Annotated in this window: 15 protein-coding genes and 1 tRNA gene; 14 read left to right on the forward strand and 2 right to left on the reverse strand. The window is 73.7% G+C overall.

The features are described 5' to 3' along the window. Positions 1-268: 268 nt before the first annotated feature. From ACWDCZ_RS02815 to ACWDCZ_RS02850, 8 genes are all read left to right on the forward strand, one after another. Positions 269-1,423, forward strand: coding sequence for an LLM class flavin-dependent oxidoreductase (locus tag ACWDCZ_RS02815; protein ID WP_117489518.1), 1,155 nt, complete (start codon positions 269-271; stop codon positions 1,421-1,423). After that, positions 1,420-1,938 (forward strand): GNAT family N-acetyltransferase, encoded by a 519-nt coding sequence (locus tag ACWDCZ_RS02820; RefSeq protein WP_049655459.1) that lies wholly within the window; start codon positions 1,420-1,422, stop codon positions 1,936-1,938. The genes ACWDCZ_RS02815 and ACWDCZ_RS02820 overlap by 4 nt, the downstream gene beginning before the upstream one ends. Positions 1,939-1,948: 10 nt before the next feature. Then, positions 1,949-2,893, forward strand: coding sequence for an ABC transporter substrate-binding protein (locus ACWDCZ_RS02825; protein ID WP_049655460.1), 945 nt, complete (start codon positions 1,949-1,951; stop codon positions 2,891-2,893). A 28-nt stretch (positions 2,894-2,921) separates the two neighbouring features. After that, entirely contained in the window at positions 2,922-3,926 is a 1,005-nt protein-coding gene (locus ACWDCZ_RS02830; protein ID WP_449815063.1) for an amino acid ABC transporter permease, read from the forward strand. A 53-nt stretch (positions 3,927-3,979) separates the two neighbouring features. Further along, on the forward strand, positions 3,980-4,732 hold the full coding sequence (locus tag ACWDCZ_RS02835) for an amino acid ABC transporter ATP-binding protein (protein ID WP_049655467.1): 753 nt from the start codon (positions 3,980-3,982) through the stop codon (positions 4,730-4,732). Positions 4,733-4,776: 44 nt separating this feature from the next. Beyond that, positions 4,777-5,757 carry an ABC transporter substrate-binding protein gene (locus tag ACWDCZ_RS02840; protein ID WP_449815064.1) on the forward strand — a complete coding sequence of 327 codons (981 nt, stop codon included), beginning with the start codon at positions 4,777-4,779 and terminating at the stop codon, positions 5,755-5,757. 115 nt (positions 5,758-5,872) lie between these two features. Further along, a complete protein-coding gene (locus ACWDCZ_RS02845; RefSeq protein WP_449815065.1) occupies positions 5,873-7,084 on the forward strand; it encodes a serine/threonine-protein kinase in 1,212 nt (403 codons plus the stop codon). Between the two features lie 204 nt (positions 7,085-7,288). Continuing rightward, positions 7,289-8,140 carry a fumarylacetoacetate hydrolase family protein gene (locus tag ACWDCZ_RS02850; RefSeq protein ID WP_375876482.1) on the forward strand — a complete coding sequence of 284 codons (852 nt, stop codon included), beginning with the start codon at positions 7,289-7,291 and terminating at the stop codon, positions 8,138-8,140. 73 nt (positions 8,141-8,213) lie between these two features. Here ACWDCZ_RS02850 and ACWDCZ_RS02855 read toward each other — a convergent pair whose 3' ends face one another. Then, the gene (locus tag ACWDCZ_RS02855; protein ID WP_380740226.1) at positions 8,214-8,948 is read right to left on the reverse strand and encodes a TetR/AcrR family transcriptional regulator; all 735 of its coding nucleotides are present in this window, start codon (positions 8,946-8,948) and stop codon (positions 8,214-8,216) included. Positions 8,949-9,067: 119 nt separating this feature from the next. On the opposite strand from ACWDCZ_RS02855, the gene ACWDCZ_RS02860 reads away from it, so the two are divergent. The 4 genes from ACWDCZ_RS02860 (at position 9,068) to ACWDCZ_RS02875 (ending at position 14,688) form a co-directional block, all read left to right on the forward strand. Further along, positions 9,068-10,792: a DUF885 domain-containing protein gene (locus ACWDCZ_RS02860; RefSeq protein ID WP_049657741.1), complete on the forward strand. Its 1,725-nt coding sequence runs from the start codon at positions 9,068-9,070 to the stop codon at positions 10,790-10,792. Positions 10,793-10,974: 182 nt separating this feature from the next. Beyond that, the gene (locus tag ACWDCZ_RS02865) at positions 10,975-12,588 is read left to right on the forward strand and encodes an MFS transporter (RefSeq protein ID WP_074001445.1); all 1,614 of its coding nucleotides are present in this window, start codon (positions 10,975-10,977) and stop codon (positions 12,586-12,588) included. 81 nt (positions 12,589-12,669) lie between these two features. Continuing rightward, complete coding sequence (locus tag ACWDCZ_RS02870) at positions 12,670-13,602, forward strand: carbohydrate kinase family protein (RefSeq protein ID WP_449815066.1); 933 nt, start codon at positions 12,670-12,672, stop codon at positions 13,600-13,602. A 108-nt stretch (positions 13,603-13,710) separates the two neighbouring features. Then, on the forward strand, positions 13,711-14,688 hold the full coding sequence (locus ACWDCZ_RS02875) for a trypsin-like serine peptidase (RefSeq protein ID WP_449815067.1): 978 nt from the start codon (positions 13,711-13,713) through the stop codon (positions 14,686-14,688). Positions 14,689-14,810: 122 nt separating this feature from the next. On the opposite strand, the gene ACWDCZ_RS02880 is transcribed toward ACWDCZ_RS02875, so the two are convergent. Next, a tRNA-Arg gene (locus tag ACWDCZ_RS02880) sits at positions 14,811-14,882 on the reverse strand. Positions 14,883-15,117: 235 nt separating this feature from the next. Between ACWDCZ_RS02880 and ACWDCZ_RS02885 the strand changes: the two genes are divergently transcribed. Both ACWDCZ_RS02885 and argS read left to right on the forward strand, forming a co-directional pair. Beyond that, positions 15,118-15,573 carry a response regulator gene (locus tag ACWDCZ_RS02885; protein WP_049655897.1) on the forward strand — a complete coding sequence of 152 codons (456 nt, stop codon included), beginning with the start codon at positions 15,118-15,120 and terminating at the stop codon, positions 15,571-15,573. Positions 15,574-15,656: 83 nt separating this feature from the next. Further along, positions 15,657-17,318 (forward strand): arginine--tRNA ligase, encoded by a 1,662-nt coding sequence (gene argS, locus ACWDCZ_RS02890; RefSeq protein ID WP_049655895.1) that lies wholly within the window; start codon positions 15,657-15,659, stop codon positions 17,316-17,318. The last annotated feature ends 3 nt before the right edge of the window (positions 17,319-17,321 follow it).

A 17,321-nucleotide genomic window follows, 5' to 3' on the forward strand; every position in this document is an offset into this window, starting at 1 on the left:
GATCCCCCGGCGGGGAGAGCCCTCCCTCGGACCGCCCCGTCGCGGCCGGATCCGTCGTCGACGACCGGCGACGCGTCAGGCCCCCGCTGCCGCCGATGACCCCGCACTGCGCTCCGGCCCTCCCGCGCTCCGGCCCTCCCGTCGTCCGGCACCTCCGCTCCCGCACCCCTCCCACCGTCACCCGCCCGACGGCCGCCCCGCCGCGGCCGCCTCCGGTGCCGCCCACCCGCGGTCCACCGGACCTCCACCCACCCCGAAAGGTTCCGCCATGCCCGTCGAATTCCTCGGAATCGCCGCCACCGGCGACGGTTCGGAGACCACCGCCCGCACCACCGCCGCCTTCGACCGCGACTACACCCTGCGGCTGGCCCGGGCGCACGAGGACCACGGCTGGGACCGGGTGCTCTTCGCGTACGGGGCCGGCGCCCCCGAGCCGGCGGCCGCGGCGGCCTTCCTCGCCTCGCACCTGGACCGCCTCCAGATCCTGCTGGCGCACCGGCCGAACGTCTCCTACCCGACCTTCGCGGCCAAGACCTTCGCGACGCTCGACCGGATCAGCGACGGCCGGCTGACCGTCCACTTCATCACCGGCGGCAACGACCACGAGCAGCAGCGCGAGGGCGACTTCCTGACCAAGGACCAGCGCTACGAGCGCACCCGCGAGTACATCGGCATCGTCAAGAAGGCCTGGACCAGCCGGGAGCCCTTCGACCACGAGGGCCCGCACTACCGCTTCAACGACTTCGTCTCGGACGTCTTCCCCGTGCAGCAGCCGCGCCCCGGGGTCTCCTTCGGCGGCTCCTCGGACGCGGCCTACGCGGCCGGCGGCGCCGAGGCGGACGTCTACTGCCTGTGGGGCGAGCCGCTGGCCCGCACCGCCGAGCAGATCGAGCGGGTGCGGGAGGCGGCCCGGGCCGCCGGGCGCACCGACGTGCCGCGGATCCAGGTGGCGTTCCGGCCGATCATCGCGCCGACCGAGGCGCTGGCCTGGGAGAAGGCGCACCGGACGGTGGCCGCGATCCGGGCCCGCCGGGGCGCCGACCGGCCGGGGACCACCCCCGAGGCCGTGACACCCGAGAACACCGGCTCCCGGCGGCTGATCGAGATCGCCGAGGCCGGCGAGCGCTACGACCGCGCGCTGTGGACCCCGACCGCCGCGGCCACCGGCGGGGCGGGCAACTCCAACGCGCTGGTCGGCACCCCGGAGACGGTCGCCCAGGCGCTGCTCGACTACTACGACCTCGGTGTGGACATCCTCTCCGCGCGCGGCTACCACCTGCTGGACGACGCGATCGACTTCGGCCGGTACGTCATCCCGATCGTCCGCGAGGAGGTCGCCAAGCGGGACGCCGCCAAGGCCGGGGCCGCCCGGGCCGAGCGCGCCGAGCGCGACCGCCACCAGCTGATCGCGGCGCAGGCGTGAGCGCGGCCGGCGGGTGGGAGTTCCGCAAGGCGTCCGTCGACGACCCCCTGGTCGAACCGCTGCTGCGCGAGCTCACCCACGAGTACGTCACCCGGTACGGCCCCGAGGCGCACCAGGAGATGACCCGCTACCCGGGCGAGGCCTTCGCCGAGCCGCACGGCGTGCTGCTGCTCCTGCTGGAGGACGGCGAACCGGTGGCCGGCGGCGCGTACAAGCGCTACGACGAGCGCACCGCCGAGGTGAAGCGGATGTGGACGCACTCCGCGCACCGCCGCCGGGGCCTGGCCCGCCGGGTGCTGGCCGAGCTGGAGCGGACGGCCGTCGCGGCCGGCTACAGCCGGTTCTACCTCACCACCGGGCCGCGCCAGCCCGAGGCCAGGAACCTCTACCTGGCGGCCGGCTACACCCCGCTGTTCGACGTCTCGGCCGATCCGCTGACCATCGGCCCGCTCCCCTTCGAGAAGCGGCTGCCGGTCCTCGGACCGCAGTCGCCCGTTCTGGCCCACACTCCCTGAAAGGCCCCCCGTGAGAACCAGCACCGTCCGCCGCCGCCTGCTCGCGACCGCCGCCCTGCTGCCGGTCCTGGCCCTGGCCGCCTGCGGCTCGGACCCGAAGATCGCGGGCGCGGCGGCGGGCGGTCCGTCCGCCGCCGCCACCGAGGACCTCGTCTCCGGCCTCAGGACCTCGCAGGCCGCCGCCGCGCTGCTGCCCGAGGACGTCCGCGCCGCCGGCACGATCAGGTTCGGCTCGTCCTTCGGCACGCCGCCCAGCGCCTTCTACACCGACCAGGCCGACCGGAGGCCCGCCGGGATCGACGTGGACTTCACCGACGCGGTGGCCAGGCTGCTCGGCCTGACCGTGCAGCGCGAGCAGGCCGCCTTCGAGACCATCCTGCCCGCCCTGGACAGCGGGAAGTACGACGTCGGCACCGGCAACTTCGGGGTCACCGCGGCCCGGCTGAAGACCATCGACTTCGTCACCTACATCGACGACGGCCAGGGCTTCGCGGTGAAGAAGGACAACACCGCGATCCAGCCGGTCACCGACCTGGTCCAGCTGTGCGGACTGACCATCGGCACCGGCGCCGGCACCACCTTCGAGACCACCCTCAACAGCCGGAAGAGCGTCTGCACCGACGCCGGGAAGAAGCCGTACGAGGTCAAGGCGTTCAGCGAGAGCGGCGCCCTGCTGACCAGCCTCCAGCAGGGCCGGGTGGACATCGAGATGTCCACCATCAACGGCCTGCGCCACCAGGTCGCGCAGGAGGCCTCCGGGACCCGCTTCCTCAACGAGTTCCACCGCCTCGACGTCGGCTTCGCCCTGAAGAAGGGCTCGAAGCTCGCCCCGGCCCTCCAGGCGGCGGTCAACCAGCTGATCAAGGACGGGACGTACGAGCGGATCCTGCGCAAGTGGGGGGTCGCCGAGTCGGCGATCAAGGAGTCGCAGATCAGCCCGCCCGAGCACGCCTGAGCGCCGGCCCGAGCGAAGGAGACCCCCGATGACCACCGCCACCACCGGGACCAGCGCGGCCCCGCCCAGCCGGCCGGCCCCGGCCGCCGCCCTCGACCTCGACCGGCTGGCCGGCCTGCGCACCGTCCCCGCCCGGCACCCCTGGCGCTGGGCCGCCGGGATCGCCGCGCTGGTCGTGCTCGCCCAGTTCGCCCACGGCCTGGCCACCAACCCCGGCTGGGACTGGGCCACCTTCCGGCTCTACTTCACCGCCGACACCATCCTCCGGGCGATCGGACGGACCCTCGAACTCACCGCCTACGGCACGGTGCTGGGCTTCCTGCTGGGCACCGTGGTGGCCGCGATGCGGCTGTCCCGCAGCGCGATCCTGCGCTCCATCGCCTGGGCCTACGTGTGGGTGTTCCGCTCGATCCCGCTGATCGTCCAGCTGGTGTTCTGGTTCAACCTCTCCTACCTGTACAAGCGGTTCGGGATCGGCATCCCGTTCGGCCCGACCTTCGGCGAGGTCGAGACGGTCGGGGTGCTCAGCGCGCTCGGCGCGGCGGTGCTCGGCCTCGGGCTGCACCAGGCCGCGTTCGCCGCCGAGATCATCCGCGGCGGCATCATCGCGGTGGACGCCGGCCAGCGCGAGGCCGCCGCCGCGCTCGGCATCCCGCGCTGGCGGCAGGGCCGGCGGATCGTGCTGCCGCAGGCCATGCGCGGCATCCTGCCGGCCGCCGCCAACGAGGTGATCTCGCTGCTCAAGGGCACCTCGGTGGTCTACGTGATGGCCATCGGCGAGCTCTTCTACCAGGCCCAGGTGGTCTACGGCCGCACCGGCCGGGTGGTGCCGCTGCTGATGGTCGCCACCGTCTGGTACGTGCTGCTGACCACCGTGCTCTCGGTCGGCCAGTACTACGTCGAGCGCCACTTCGCCCGCGGCGCCCAGCGCACCCCGCCGCCCACCCCGTGGCAGCGCGTCCGGGCCCTCGCCCGGAGCCTGCCGGACCGCACCCGGCCCGCCGCCGCCCGTACCCCCGGAGGACAGTCGTGACCACCCTGACGAAGCCCGAGCCGAGCCCGGCCGCCCCGAGCCCGGCCGCCCCGATGGTGCAGGTCCGCGGCCTGCACAAGAGCTTCGGCCGGCTGGAGGTGCTGCGCGGGGTCGACCTGGACGTCCCGGCCGGCTCGGTGACCGTGGTGCTCGGCCCGTCCGGCTCCGGCAAGTCCACCCTGCTGCGCGCGATCAACCACCTGGAGAAGCTGGACCGCGGCCACGTCGCCATCGACGGCGAGCTGATCGGCTACCGCCGCTCCGGCGACCGGCTGTACGAGCTCAAGGAGCGCGAGGTGCTGCGCCAGCGCACCGGCATCGGCTTCGTGTTCCAGAACTTCAACCTGTTCCCGCACCTCACCGTGCTGGAGAACCTGGTCGAGGCGCCGGTCTCCGCGCTGCGCCGCCCCCGGGCCGAGGCCAGGGCGACGGCGCTGGCGCTGCTGGAGCGGGTCGGGCTGGCCGACAAGGCCGCCGCCTACCCCCGGCAGCTGTCCGGCGGGCAGCAGCAGCGGGTGGCGATCGCCCGGGCGCTGGCGCTGGAGCCGAAGGTGCTGCTGTTCGACGAGCCGACCTCGGCGCTCGACCCGGAGCTGGTCGGCGAGGTGCTGGACGTCATCAAGGACCTGGCCCGCAGCGGCACCACGATGATCGTGGTCACCCACGAGATCGGCTTCGCCCGCGAGGTCGCCGACACCGTGGTCTTCATGGACGGCGGCGTGGTGGTCGAGCAGGGCCCGCCCGCCGAGGTCCTGGACCGGCCGCGGCACGAGCGCACCCGGGCCTTCCTGGCCAAGGTCCTCTGACCTTCCCCTTCCCCAACCCCCCTTCACCGAGCAGGAGTTCCGCCATGTCCCTACCCCGTCGCGCCCTCGTGACCGCCGCCGCGCTCACCGCAGCCCTCGTCCTGGCCGGCTGCGGCAGCGGCGCCACGGGCGCGGCGGGGGAGCTCGCCCCGGCCAAGGGCAGCACCGCGCCGGACGGCACGGTGGTGAACCTGTCGCCGAACCAGGAACGGGTCACCACGCCCAAGGTCGACGCGATCGCCGCGCTGGTCCCGGAGGAGATCAGACGGAAGGGGGCGCTGAGCGTCGTCGACTCCATCGGCTCCACCCCGCCGCTGGACTTCTACGCCAACGACGACAAGACGATCATCGGCGTCGAACCGGACCTCGCCCTCCTGATCGGCAACGTGCTCGGCCTCAAGGTCGAGTTCAACCCGGTCTCCTGGGAGAACATCTTCGTCGGCCTGGACAGCGGCAAGTACGACGTGGGCCTGTCCAACATCACCGTCACCGAGGCGCGCAAGGAGAAGTACGACTTCGCCACCTACCGGCTGGACGTCCTGGGCTTCGAGGCGAAGAAGGGCGGCGGCCTCAAGGTCACCGGCCCCAGGGACCTCGCGGGCAAGACGGTCGGCGTCGCCACCGGCACCAACCAGGAGAAGCTGCTGGTCTCCTGGAGCGAGGAGAACATCAGGAACGGCCTCAAGCCGATCGACATCAAGTACTTCCAGGGCACCGAGTACTACCTGGCGCTCTCCTCCGGCCGGATCGAGGTCTACACCGGCCCCAACCCCAGCCTGGCCTTCCACGCCGTGCAGACCGGCGAGACCGAGGTCGTCGGCACCTACTCGGGCGGCGGCGCGGACGTCCTCGGCAAGATCGCGGCGACCACCCGGAAGGACAACGGCCTGGTCAAGGCGTTGAACGGGGCGATCGACGAGGTGATCAGGAACGGCACGTACGGGCAGGTGCTCAAGCGCTGGGGCCTGGACAACGAGGCCGTGAAGAGCTCCGAGATCAACCCGCCCGGGCTGCCCAAGCCGTAGCTGCCGGAAGTGGGCCCGGCTCGTTCACCCGTTCGTCCCCGCCCGCCGCTATGGTGACCCCTCCGACCCCTCCGGCGGCGAACGCCGAGCGGGCGCGGTCGGGTTGGGGGAGGGAATGGAGAAGGGCGAGGTGCTCGGCGGCCGCTTCCGGCTGGAGCAGGAGCTGGGCCGGGGCGGCTTCGGCGTGGTCTGGCGGGCGACCGACACGACCATCGACCGGCCGGTCGCGGTCAAGGTGCTGCTCGCCGAGCACGCCACCGACCGGGAGGCGGTCAGCCGGTTCGTCCGCGAGGCCCGGACGGCCGGCGGCCTCAACAACCCGCACATCGTCACCGTGTACGACTACGGGTGGACGGAGTCCGGCTCCGGGAAGATCCCGTACCTGGTGATGGAGCTGGTCCGCGGCCGGGCGCTGTCCGAGGTGCTCAAGGACGGCCGGCCGGACCACAAGCAGGGGCTGCGCTGGATGCGGCACGTGTGCAAGGCGCTGGACGCCGCGCACCGCTCGGGGATCGTCCACCGGGACATCAAGCCCGAGAACGTGATGATCGTGGAGGACGGGGAGCGGGCCAAGGTCCTGGACTTCGGCATCGCCCGACTGGTCACCCAGACCGTCCGGCTCACCTCCACCGGCAACGTGGTCGGCACCGTCCCGTACCTGGCGCCCGAGTGCTGGTCCGGCGGCCCGGTGGACGGCCGGGCCGACCTCTACGCGCTCGGCATCATGCTGTACGAGGTCTGCACCGGCACCCGCCCGTTCCGCGCCGCCTCGGCCGCCGAGTACATGTACAAGCACCTGGAGGAGGTCCCGCCCCGGGTGCGCGGCAAGGACCCGGCCCTGGCCGGGCTGGTCGCCGAACTGCTCGCCAAGCGGCCCGGACAACGGCCGGCCGGCGCCGCCGAGGTGCTGGAGCGGCTGCGCGCCATCCGGCCCGGGATGCTGCGCCCGGACGACCCCAGCCCGGAGCAGCTGCGCCGGCGGGCCGACCGGGCCTGGCGGCACGGGGAGGCCGGCGAGGCCGCGGAGGCGGTGGAGATCCTCACCGCGCTCGTCCCCGACTTCGCCCGGATCTGCGGCCCGGAGGACCCGCGCACCCTGCGCACCTGCCACGACCTGGCCCTCTGGCTGGCCCGGGACGGCAGCCCGGGCGCGGCCGCCGCCCTGCTGGACGAACTGGCCCAGATGCCCGGCGCCACCCCGGAGGCCCGGGCGGACGCCCGGCGCGACCTCGCGCACTGGCAGCGGGAGGCCGCCCGGCTCGGCCCGGGCCGGCCGCGGGCCGTCGCCCTGGCGGCGCTGCTCGGCGGCGGCGCGCAGGACGGCTGAGCCGCCTCCGCACGGTCGGCCCCCGGGGTGTCAACCGTGCGGGCCGCCGAGCCGGGGCGGCGGCCGGAGCGCCAACCGGGAGGATTTCGCCCATCGGGACGGTCTGGCCCGCCGCCCCGGCGCGTTGGTATACCTCGTTGCCGGACTCGGGAGCGGCCTCCGGGCCGCCCCGGTGAGCTGCGACGAAAGGCTGGTGACGGATCGATGAAGCTCCTGCGCGTCGGACCCGCGGGCGCCGAGCGCCCGGTCGTCCTGGGCGAGGACGGCACCGCGTACGACCTCTCGGGGCGGACCCGCGACCTCGACGGGGCCTTCCTGGCCGGGCTGGACCCGGCCGCACTGGCCCGGGACGCGGCCGCCGGCGTCCTGCCGGTGCTGGACCTCGACGGCCTGCGGGTGGGCGCACCGGTGCCCCGGCCGGGCAAGGTGGTCGGCATCGGGCTCAACTACCGCGACCACGCGGCCGAGGCCGGGGCCGCGATCCCGGCCGAGCCGGTCATCTTCCTCAAGCCGGGCTCCACCGTGGTCGGCCCGTACGACGAGGTGCTGGTGCCGCGCGGCGGCGAGAAGACCGACTACGAGGCCGAGCTGGCCGTCGTGATCGGCCGCACCGCCCGCTACCTGGACTCGCACGCCGAGGCGGCCGGGGTGATCGCCGGGTACACGATCGCCAACGACGTCACCGAGCGGGCCTTCCAGTTCGAGCGCGGCGGCCAGTGGGACAAGGGCAAGTCGGCGGAGACCTTCACCCCGCTCGGGCCCTGGCTGGTCACCCCCGACGAGGTGGCCGACCCGCAGGCGCTGACCCTGCGGCTGTGGGTCAACGGCGAGCGGCGGCAGCACGGCAGCACCGCGGAGATGGTCTTCCCGGTGCTCGAACTGGTCCGCTACGCGAGCCGGTTCATGGTGCTGGAGCCCGGCGACGTGGTCATCACCGGCACCCCGGCGGGGGTCACCCTGGGCCGCCCCGGCACGCCGTACCTCGCCCCGGGCGACGTGGTCGAGATCGAGGTCGACGGGCTCGGCCGCCAGCGCCAGGTGCTCGGCAAGGCGTAACGGCGCGGGCCGCCCGACCCTTGGCACGGGGGTCGGGAGGGGCGCCGGGACCGCTCGGGTGCGGCCGCGCCGCCTAGGAGCCGCCGCCCAGCACCGCCCGCAGCCGCTCCGCCCGCTCCGGCCGCGGCCCCTCCAGCGCCAGCACCCCCGCCAGCACCTCGGCCGTCTGCGGGTCGTGCAGCGCCGTCGCCGCCGCCATCGCCGTGAACTGGTCCACCAGCCAGTCGCGCAGCTCCGCCACCGGCAGCGCGCGCCCCTCGTCCAGCCAGCTCAGCGACGCGCCCTCGACCACCGCGATCCAGGAGCGCACCAGCAGCGTCAGCCGCGGCCCGGCCTCCCGCACGCCCAGGTGGCGCAGCGTCCGGCGCAGCGCCTCCCGCCGGACGTCGTCCACGATCGCCGAGGTGCGGGCCGTCTCCACCACCGAACCGCCGCGCAGCAGCGCCGAGTAGCCCGCGTCGTGCTCGGCCACGAAGGCGAAGTAGCCGTCCAGCACCGCCGACAGCTGCTCGGACGGCGTCCCGCTCAGCCGTACCGCGAAGCGGCTGCTCAGCTCGTCCGCCGCGGTGCGCAGCGCGGCCTCGTACAACTGCTGCTTGCCGCCCGCGAAGTAGCGGTACACCAGCGGGCGGGAGGCCCCGGCGGCCTCGGCGACGTCGTCCAGGCCCACCTCCTCGGGCGGCCGGGAGGCGAACAGCTCCAGGGCGACCGCGATCAGCTGCTCGCGCCGCTGCTGGACCGGCAGCCGCCGGTAGCCGGTGCGGCGCGGGCGCGGCTCGGGTGCGGCCGGGGCGGGGCTGGCTTCCATGGCGGCCAAGCGTAATGGGCGCCGGACGGATCGGATCCGGTCGCGCCGAACGGATTTTCGCAGGCGAACCCGGCTCGCAAAGGGGTTGCAAAGCTGCCGCGCCACGAAATGATGTCCGAATGCGTGAAGAACTGATCACCGCCGACGGCGCCACCCCTCGCCGCATCGCCGACGACCACGTCCGCGAACTGGCCGAGCTCGACCCGCTGACCGCGGTGTACCTCGGTCTCAACCTTGACGACGACCGGCTTCCCGACCTCTCCCCGGCCGGTCCCGAGGCCGTCGCCGACCTCGCCCGCCGCACCCTGGCGAAGCTCGACGAGGCCGAGCGGGCCGGTGCCGCCGACGACGAGGCGGAGCGCCGCTGCGCCCGGCTGCTGCGCGAGCGGCTGACCGCCGAACTCGCCGTCCACGAGGCGGGGGAGAACTTCCGCTCGCTGCGCAACCTGGGCTCCCCGGTGCACGACGTGCGGGAGTCCTTCACCCTGATGGGCACCGACACCGAGGCCGAGTGGCAGGTGATCGGCCGCCGGATGGCGCGGCTCCCGGAGGCGTTCGCGCAGTACCGGCGCACGTTGACGGAGGGCGTCGAGCGCGGCCTGCTGTCCGGCCCGCGCCAGGTGGCCACGGTGCTCGGGCAGTTCGCCGAGTGGCTGGGCGAGGACGCGCCCGCCGCCGAGCGGGTGCCCGGCGCCTGGTTCGGCACCTTCGTCCAGGGCGCGCCGGAGGGCCTGCACCCCGAGCTGTCGAAGCACGCGGTGGCCGCCGCCGAGGCGCTGGCGGAGCTGCGGGACTGGCTGCGCGACGTGTACGGCCCGGCCGCGGCCGGCGCCCCGGACACCGCGGGCCGGGAGCGCTACGTCCGCTGGGTGCGCTACTGGACCGGTGCCGACCTGGACCTCGACGAGGCCTACGCCTGGGCCTGGAGCGAGTTCCACGACCTGCTGGCGCAGATGGAGACCGAGGCCGAGAAGGTCCTGCCGGGCGCGGGTCCGCTCGCGGCGATGCGCTGGCTGGAGTCGGACGGCCCGGCGATCGAGGGCGCCGAGGCCGCCCGGGAGTACCTCCAGGGCCTGATGGACCAGGCCGTCCGGGACCTCCAGGGCACCCACTTCGACCTGGCCGAGCCGGTCACCCGGGTCGAGTCGAGGATCGCCCCGGCGGGCAGCGCCGCCGCGCCGTACTACACCGCGCCCTCGCTGGACTTCAGCCGCCCCGGGCGGACCTGGCTGCCGCTGGTCGGCCGGGACCGCTTCCCGGTCTGGGACCTGGTCTCCACCTGGTACCACGAGGGCGTCCCGGGCCACCACCTCCAGCTCGCGCAGTGGAACTACGTCGCCGACCGGCTCTCCACCTACCAGGTGAGCCTCGGCGGGGTCAGCGCCAACCTGGAGGGCTGGGCGCTGTACGCCGAGCGCCTGATGGACGAGCTCGGCTACCTCACCGACCCGGGCCACCGCCTGGGCTACCTCAACGCGCAGATGATGCGCGCGCTGCGGGTCATCGTCGACATCGGCATGCACGTGGGCCTGGACTTCCCGGCGGACTCCCCGTACCGGCCGGGCGAGCCGGTCGCACCGGAGCACGCCCGGGAGTTCTTCGGCCTGTACTGCGGCCTGTCCGCCGACTTCCTGGACAGCGAGCTGGTCCGCTACCTGGGCCTGCCCGGCCAGGCGATCGGCTACAAGCTGGGCGAGCGCGCCTGGCTGCGCGGCCGGGCGGCGGCGAAGGCGGCGCACGAGGCGCGTGGCGAGGAGTTCGACCTCAAGGCCTGGCACATGGCGGCGCTCTCGCAGGGCTCGCTGGGGCTGGACGACCTGGTCGAGGAGCTCTCGGCGCTCTGAGCCACCACGCGGCGCGAGCCGTGGAACCAGGCCCCCGGGACTCGGTCCGCAGTCCCGGGGGCCTGGTTCTTTTGTTCCGAAGGTCTGATTTGGTGAGGTTTTTCCTTGCCATCCGTCCGGAGCGGGGTTTGGCTGGAAGGCGACTGCGTGACCTCTCCGCCCCACTCCGGAAGGCTCGACCAGTGACTGCGAGAACCGTCGCCGGTCATGAGGACGCGGACCGCCGCCGCTGGTGGGCGCTGGCCGTCATCGCCACCGCCCAGCTCATGATCGTGCTCGACATCACCATCGTGAACATCGCACTGCCGTCCGCCCAGCGGGACCTGGGCATCTCGGACGCCGACCGGCAGTGGGTGATCACCGCCTACACGCTGGCCTTCGGCGGCCTGCTGCTGCTCGGCGGCCGGCTGGGCGACCTCTTCGGCCGCAAGCGCGTCTTCACCGTCGGCCTGCTGGGCTTCGCCCTCGCCTCCGCCCTCGGCGGCGCGGCGGTCGGCCCCGCCATGCTCTTCGGCGCCCGCGCCCTCCAGGGCGCGTTCGGCGCCCTGCTCGCCCCCTCCGCGCTGGGGCTGCTCTCCACCACCTTCTCCGATCCGCGGGAGCGCAGTACGGCCTTCGGCATCTTCGGCGCGATCGCCGGCGGCGGCTCCGCGATCGGCTTCATCGCCGGCGGCCTGCTGACCGAGTACCTGGACTGGCGCTGGTGCCTGTTCGTCAACGTGCCGATCGCCGCCGTCACCGCCTTCGCGGCCTTCAACGTGCTGAAGCGCGACCACGTCGGGAAGGGCCGCCGGCTGCGGCTGGACCTGCCCGGGGCGCTGCTCGGCTGCGGCGGCCTGCTGGCGATCGTCTACGGCACCTCCGAGGCCGTGACCAGGGGCTGGGGCGACGGCCTGGTGATCGGCCCGCTGGTCCTGGGCGTGGCGCTGCTCGCGGCGTTCGTCCTGGTCGAACGGCGCACCGCGCACCCGCTGCTGCCGCTGCACATCGTCGCCGACCGCAACCGCGGCGGCGGCGCGCTCTCGGTGGGCCTGGCGATGGTCGGCATGTTCGGCCTCTTCCTGTTCCTGACCTACTACCTCCAGGCCATCAAGCACTTCTCGCCGATCGTGTCCGGCCTGTCCTTCCTGCCCATGACGGTCGCCATCGTGCTGAGTTCGACGGGCTTCGCGGCCCGGATGATGACCAGGGTGCCGTCCCGGAACCTGATCGGCCCCGGCCTGCTGCTCGCCGCGGGCGGCATGGCCTGGCTGACCCAGATGCGGGTGGACAGCCCGTGGGCCGGCATGGTGCTGCCCGCCGAGCTGCTGATCGGCTTCGGCATGGGCCTGGTGTTCATGCCGGCCATGAGCCTGGCCACCCTCGGGGTCGCCCCGAACGAGGCCGGCGCGGCCTCGGCCACCATCAACTCGGCGCAGCAGGTGGGCGGTTCGGTCGGCACCGCGCTGCTGAACACGGTCGCCGCGAGTGCCACCGCGAGCTTCCTGGCCACCCGGATCGCCGCCGACCCGGCGGTGCGCGCCCAGGGCGCGGTGCACGGCTACGTGGTCGCGACCTGGGTGGCGATGGGCGTGCTGCTGGCGGCCGCGCTGGTCGCGGTGCTGATGATCGACCACCGGCCGACGCCGGTCGCGGCCACCGCCGTCGAGGGCGGGGCGGCATCGGCGTCCGCCGTACGGGCGGTGGACGGGCGGCCGAGCCCGCGGGCCGTGGCCCGGGCCGACGTCCGGGCGAACGTCGAGACCGGGGCCGAGGTCCGGGCCGAGGCGGGTCCGGAGCGGCCACCGGCCGATTGAAATTTGCAGCAAGTCCTTGCAGTCAACCTCCGGCGCCTGCTTGACTCCTGGGCACTGCCCAGGGACCAAGGAGGCGCCGCCGTGCTGCCCGAGACCGTGCCGTCCAGCGCCACAGCGCCCGAGTTCGACCTGCTCGTCGTCGGCGGCAGCGGCGTGGACACCATCGTCCGGGTCGAGCGGCTGGAACTCCCGCCCGGCGACTCGCGGTTCGTCGAGCCGGTGCGGGACTACGTCGGCCACACCGGCAACGGCGTCGCCCTCGGCGCCCACCACCTCGGCCTGCGCACCGCGTTCATCGACTTCCTCGGCGACGACCCCCAGGGCGACCTGGTCCGCGCCCACTACGCGCGCCACGGACTGCACTTCGCGCACCTGGTGAGCCCGTACGGCACCCCGCGCGGGGTCAACCTGGTGGACCCGGCCGGCCGCCGGTTCTCCTTCTTCGACGGCCGCCACCCCGCCGACCTGCGGCTGCCGCGCGACTTCTGGCTGCCGTACGCCGAGCGCAGCCGGCACGTCCACCTGTCCATCACCGGCGTCAACCGGGACATGTACGGCGACCTGCACCGCCTCGGCCGCACCACCTCCACCGACCTGCACGACTGGGACGGCGCCGACCCGCACCACCGCGACTACGCGCTCGGCTCCGACCTGGTCTTCCTCTCGGTGGCCGGCTGCCGCGGCCGGCACGAGGAGGTGATGCGCGCGATCCTCGCCGAGGGGCGCGCGCGGGTGGTCGTCGCCACCGCCGGTGCCGGGGGCTGCCACCTGCTCACCCGGGACGACCCGGCGCCGCGCCGGCTGCCGGCCGTCGACCCGGGCCGTCCGGTGGTGGACACCAACGGCGCCGGGGACGCCTTCGTGTCCGGCTTCCTGTACGCCTGGTTCCAGGGCCGCCCGCCATTGGACTGCGCCCGGGCCGGTACGGTGGCCGGGGCCTTCGCCTGCACCGCCGCCGGGACGCACACCGCTTTCGTCGGAGCCGCAGAACTGGACGCGGTGCTGACGCGCTGACGGTATTTCTCATCGAGCTCCAAGGAGCCGGTCACGCCCTTTCCAGGCTGAGGCGCCATAGTCGTTCACCGAACGACGCCACCGACCGCCCCGGCAGGAGAGACAGGCATGGGCAAGCACCGCCGCGAGGGCTCGCGCCGCCGCAGACTCCTGGCCCCGTCCCTGTTCACCGCGCTGTCCGCGGTGGCGGTCGCTGCCGTGCTGACCGGGACGCACGGGCTGGACCTGTCCGACACGACGGCCGCCGGGAAGGCGGCCCGCAGCACCCGTGCCGCCGTGCCCGTCCCGGCCACCGACCCGGCGGCGGTCGCCCCGCCCGCCCCGGTCGCGGCCCCCACGCCCTCCGCGGCCCCGACCGCCGACCCGACGGCCACCGCGACGGCCACTCCCGCCGCCGCGCCGGCCGCCCCGACCACCACCGCCGCCGACGTCGCGCTCGGCACCACCGCCCCGGCGCCGGCCGGCGACCGCGAGACCGGGACGGTCGGCGCGCTGTTCAGCGGCACGCCGACGGCCGGCGACCACTTCTGCACCGCCAGCGTGCTGCACAGCGCCACCGGCAACCTGCTGCTGACCGCCGCGCACTGCCTCAGCAGCACCGACGGCGTCACCTTCGCCCCCGGCTACCGCGACGGCTCCGCCCCGTACGGCACCTGGCGGGTGACCGCGATCCACACCACCGCCGGCTGGTCCCAGAAGGGCGACGAGGACGAGGACTTCGCGATCCTGGAGACCGCCCCCAGCAACGGCCGCAACGTCGAGGACGTGGTCGGCGGCAACCGGCTGGGCACCGACGAGCCGTTCGGCGCCACCGTCCGCCTCTACGGCTACCCCGCCGACGCCGAGGCGCCCGTCCTGTGCACCAACACCACCGGGCAGCAGAGCGCCTACCAGCGGGTCGTCCACTGCCCGGCCTACCCGGGCGGCACCAGCGGCGGCCCGTGGATCAACACCGCCACCGGCGACGTGATCGGCGCGATCGGCGGCTACCAGCAGGGCGGCGACACCGACGACATCTCGTACAGCGCCCTCTTCGACCACACCATCGCGGACCTGTACACCCAGGCCGAGGCGGCCGCCTCCTGAGGCACCGGGTCCGGACCCGGCTTCACCCGGGCCCGGACCCGGTCGCGCGTCCGCATACGACAAAGGCCCAGATCCGTGGATCAACTCCACTGATCTGGGCCTGACTTGCACTTCCTGCGAAGTGCCCCCGGTAGGATTCGAACCTACGCACCCGCCTCCGGAGGGCGGTGCTCTATCCCCTGAGCTACGGGGGCCTGTTGGCCTGTCGGTCGCTCGCGCTTCCGACGTGAGAACAGTACCAGGCTCCGGCGGTGGTCCGTGCACGGGTTTCCCCGAAGATCGTCCGGCCCGCGGATCGGGCCGCGAATCGGGCGGCGGATCGCCCCGGGGATCGGCCCGCGGATCGGGCCGTGTGCCGGGTGGGGGCGGAAGTGCCCAAAGGCCGGACGGGGCGGCGGGGCCGCCGATACCCTCGGTGAGGTGTCGGGAGTGTCCGGGCGGGTCCTCGTGGTGGACGACAGCGAGGTGATCCGCCAGCTGATCAGGGTCAACCTGGAGCTCGAGGGCTTCGAGGTGGTGACCGCCGCCGACGGCGCCGAGTGCCTGGAGGTCGTCCGCCGGGTGCGGCCCGACGTGGTGACGCTGGACGTGGTGATGCCGAGGCTGGACGGCCTGCGGACGGCGGCCCGGCTGCGCGCGACCCCGGACACCAGCCGGCTGCCGATCGCGATCGTGAGCGCCTGCACCCCGGCGGACCTCGACCTGGGGGAGACGGTCGGGGTGGACGGCTACCTCGGCAAGCCCTTCGACCCGGCCGACCTGGTGGCCCTGGTCCGGCGCCTGATGGGGCTCGCGGAACAGTCCGCCGGGCCGTCCGGCGGGCGCCGTGCCGGCCCGTCCGACGCAGTTCGCCCTGAGCGAACAGAGCGGACGGATCGCGGCTGAGACCCGGTAACCACGGCGCACCGGCGTCTCAACCGGTAAACCGGGTGGCGGGCGGGCACCCCGTCTCGCCTACGCTTGGCGTCGTGACCCCCGCAGACCTTTCCCAGGCAATCCAGGCCGCAGTGAGCTCCGCCGTCGAGGCGGGCGAGCTGGCCGTCGCCGTGCCCGAGCACGTGACGGTCGAACGGCCCAAGAACAGGGACCACGGCGACTACGCGACCAACGTGGCCCTCCAGCTCGCCAAGGCGGCCGGCAAGCCGCCGCGAGCCGTTGCCGAGCTGCTTGCCGACCGCCTGCGAGGGATCACCGGCGTCGCCAAGGTCGACATCGCCGGTCCGGGCTTCCTGAACATCACCCTGGACACCGCCACCGCCGGCGCGCTGGCGCGCACCGTCGTCGAGGCGGGCGAGGCCTACGGCCGCAACGAGGCCCTCAAGGGCCTGAGGATCAACCTGGAGTTCGTCTCCGCCAACCCGACCGGCCCGATCCACATCGGCGGCGTCCGCTGGGCCGCCGTCGGCGACTCGATGGCGCGCGTGCTGCGGGCCTCCGGCGCCGACGTCACCACCGAGTACTACCTCAACGACGCCGGCGTGCAGATCGGCAAGTTCGCCGCCTCGCTGCAGGCCGCCGCGAACGGCCGCCCGGCGCCCGAGGACGGCTACGTCGGCGAGTACATCGTCGACATCGCCAAGGCGCTCACCGACGCGATCCCCGGCGTGCTCGACCTCTCCGAGGAGGAGCAGCTCCAGGTCTTCCGCACCGAGGGCCTCAAGCTCATGGTCGCCGAGATCAAGCGCTCGATGGACGAGTTCGGCACCCACTTCGACGTGTGGTTCTCGGAGAAGACGCTGCACGACTCCGGCGCGGTCGAGAAGGCCATCGACCGGCTGCGCGAGCAGGGCCACGTCTTCGAGCAGGACGACGCGGTCTTCCTGCGCACCACCGACTTCGGCGACGACAAGGACCGCGTCCTGGTCAAGGCCGACGGCGACAAGACCTACTTCGCCGCCGACGCCGCGTACTACCTGTCCAAGCGGGACCGCGGCGCCGAGGTCGCGCTCTACATGCTGGGCGCCGACCACCACGGCTACGTCAACCGCCTCAAGGCCATCGCGGCCTGCGCGGGCGACGACATGGACCACAACATCGAGGTGAAGATCGGCCAGTTCGTGAAGATGCTTCGCGACGGCGAAGAGGTCCGCATGTCGAAGCGGGCCGGCAACATCATCACGATCGACGACGTGATCGAGTGGATCGGCGTGGACGCCGCCCGCTACACCCTGGCGCGCTCCTCCACGGACTCGACGATCACGCTGGACATCAACCTGCTGACCAGCCAGACCAACGAGAACCCGGTCTTCTACGTCCAGTACGCGCACACCCGGATGTGCGGCGTGGCCCGCAAGGCCGCCGAGCTGGGCGTGGACAAGGGCACGGTCGAGCAGTTCAAGCCCGAGCTGCTCGCCACCGAGTGGGAGTCCGACGTGCTCGGCCACCTCGCGGAGTTCCCGCGGGTGCTGGCCACGGCCGGCGAGCTGCGCGAGCCGCACCGGGTCGCGCGCTACCTGGAGGACCTCGCGGGCAAGTACCACCGCCTGTACGAGAACTGCATGTTCCTGCCCAAGGGCGACGAGGAGCTCTCCGACACGCACCGCGCCCGCCTCTGGCTGGTCGAGGCGACGCGCACCGTGCTCGCCAACGGACTCACGCTCCTGGGCGTGACGGCGCCCGAGCGGATGTAGGCA

It is taken from the genome of Kitasatospora sp. NPDC001225 (assembly GCF_053597855.1).

Coding starts and splice junctions, on each gene's coding strand:
- ACWDCZ_RS02815 (WP_117489518.1), top strand. CDS start 269: ATGCCCGTCGAATTCCTCGGAATCGCCGCCACCGGCGACGGTTCGGAG.
- ACWDCZ_RS02830 (WP_449815063.1), top strand. CDS start 2,922: ATGACCACCGCCACCACCGGGACCAGCGCGGCCCCGCCCAGCCGGCCG.
- ACWDCZ_RS02835 (WP_049655467.1), top strand. CDS start 3,980: ATGGTGCAGGTCCGCGGCCTGCACAAGAGCTTCGGCCGGCTGGAGGTG.
- ACWDCZ_RS02840 (WP_449815064.1), top strand. CDS start 4,777: ATGTCCCTACCCCGTCGCGCCCTCGTGACCGCCGCCGCGCTCACCGCA.
- ACWDCZ_RS02845 (WP_449815065.1), top strand. CDS start 5,873: ATGGAGAAGGGCGAGGTGCTCGGCGGCCGCTTCCGGCTGGAGCAGGAG.
- ACWDCZ_RS02850 (WP_375876482.1), top strand. CDS start 7,289: ATGAAGCTCCTGCGCGTCGGACCCGCGGGCGCCGAGCGCCCGGTCGTC.
- ACWDCZ_RS02855 (WP_380740226.1), bottom strand. CDS start 8,948: ATGGAAGCCAGCCCCGCCCCGGCCGCACCCGAGCCGCGCCCGCGCCGC.
- ACWDCZ_RS02860 (WP_049657741.1), top strand. CDS start 9,068: ATGCGTGAAGAACTGATCACCGCCGACGGCGCCACCCCTCGCCGCATC.
- ACWDCZ_RS02875 (WP_449815067.1), top strand. CDS start 13,711: ATGGGCAAGCACCGCCGCGAGGGCTCGCGCCGCCGCAGACTCCTGGCC.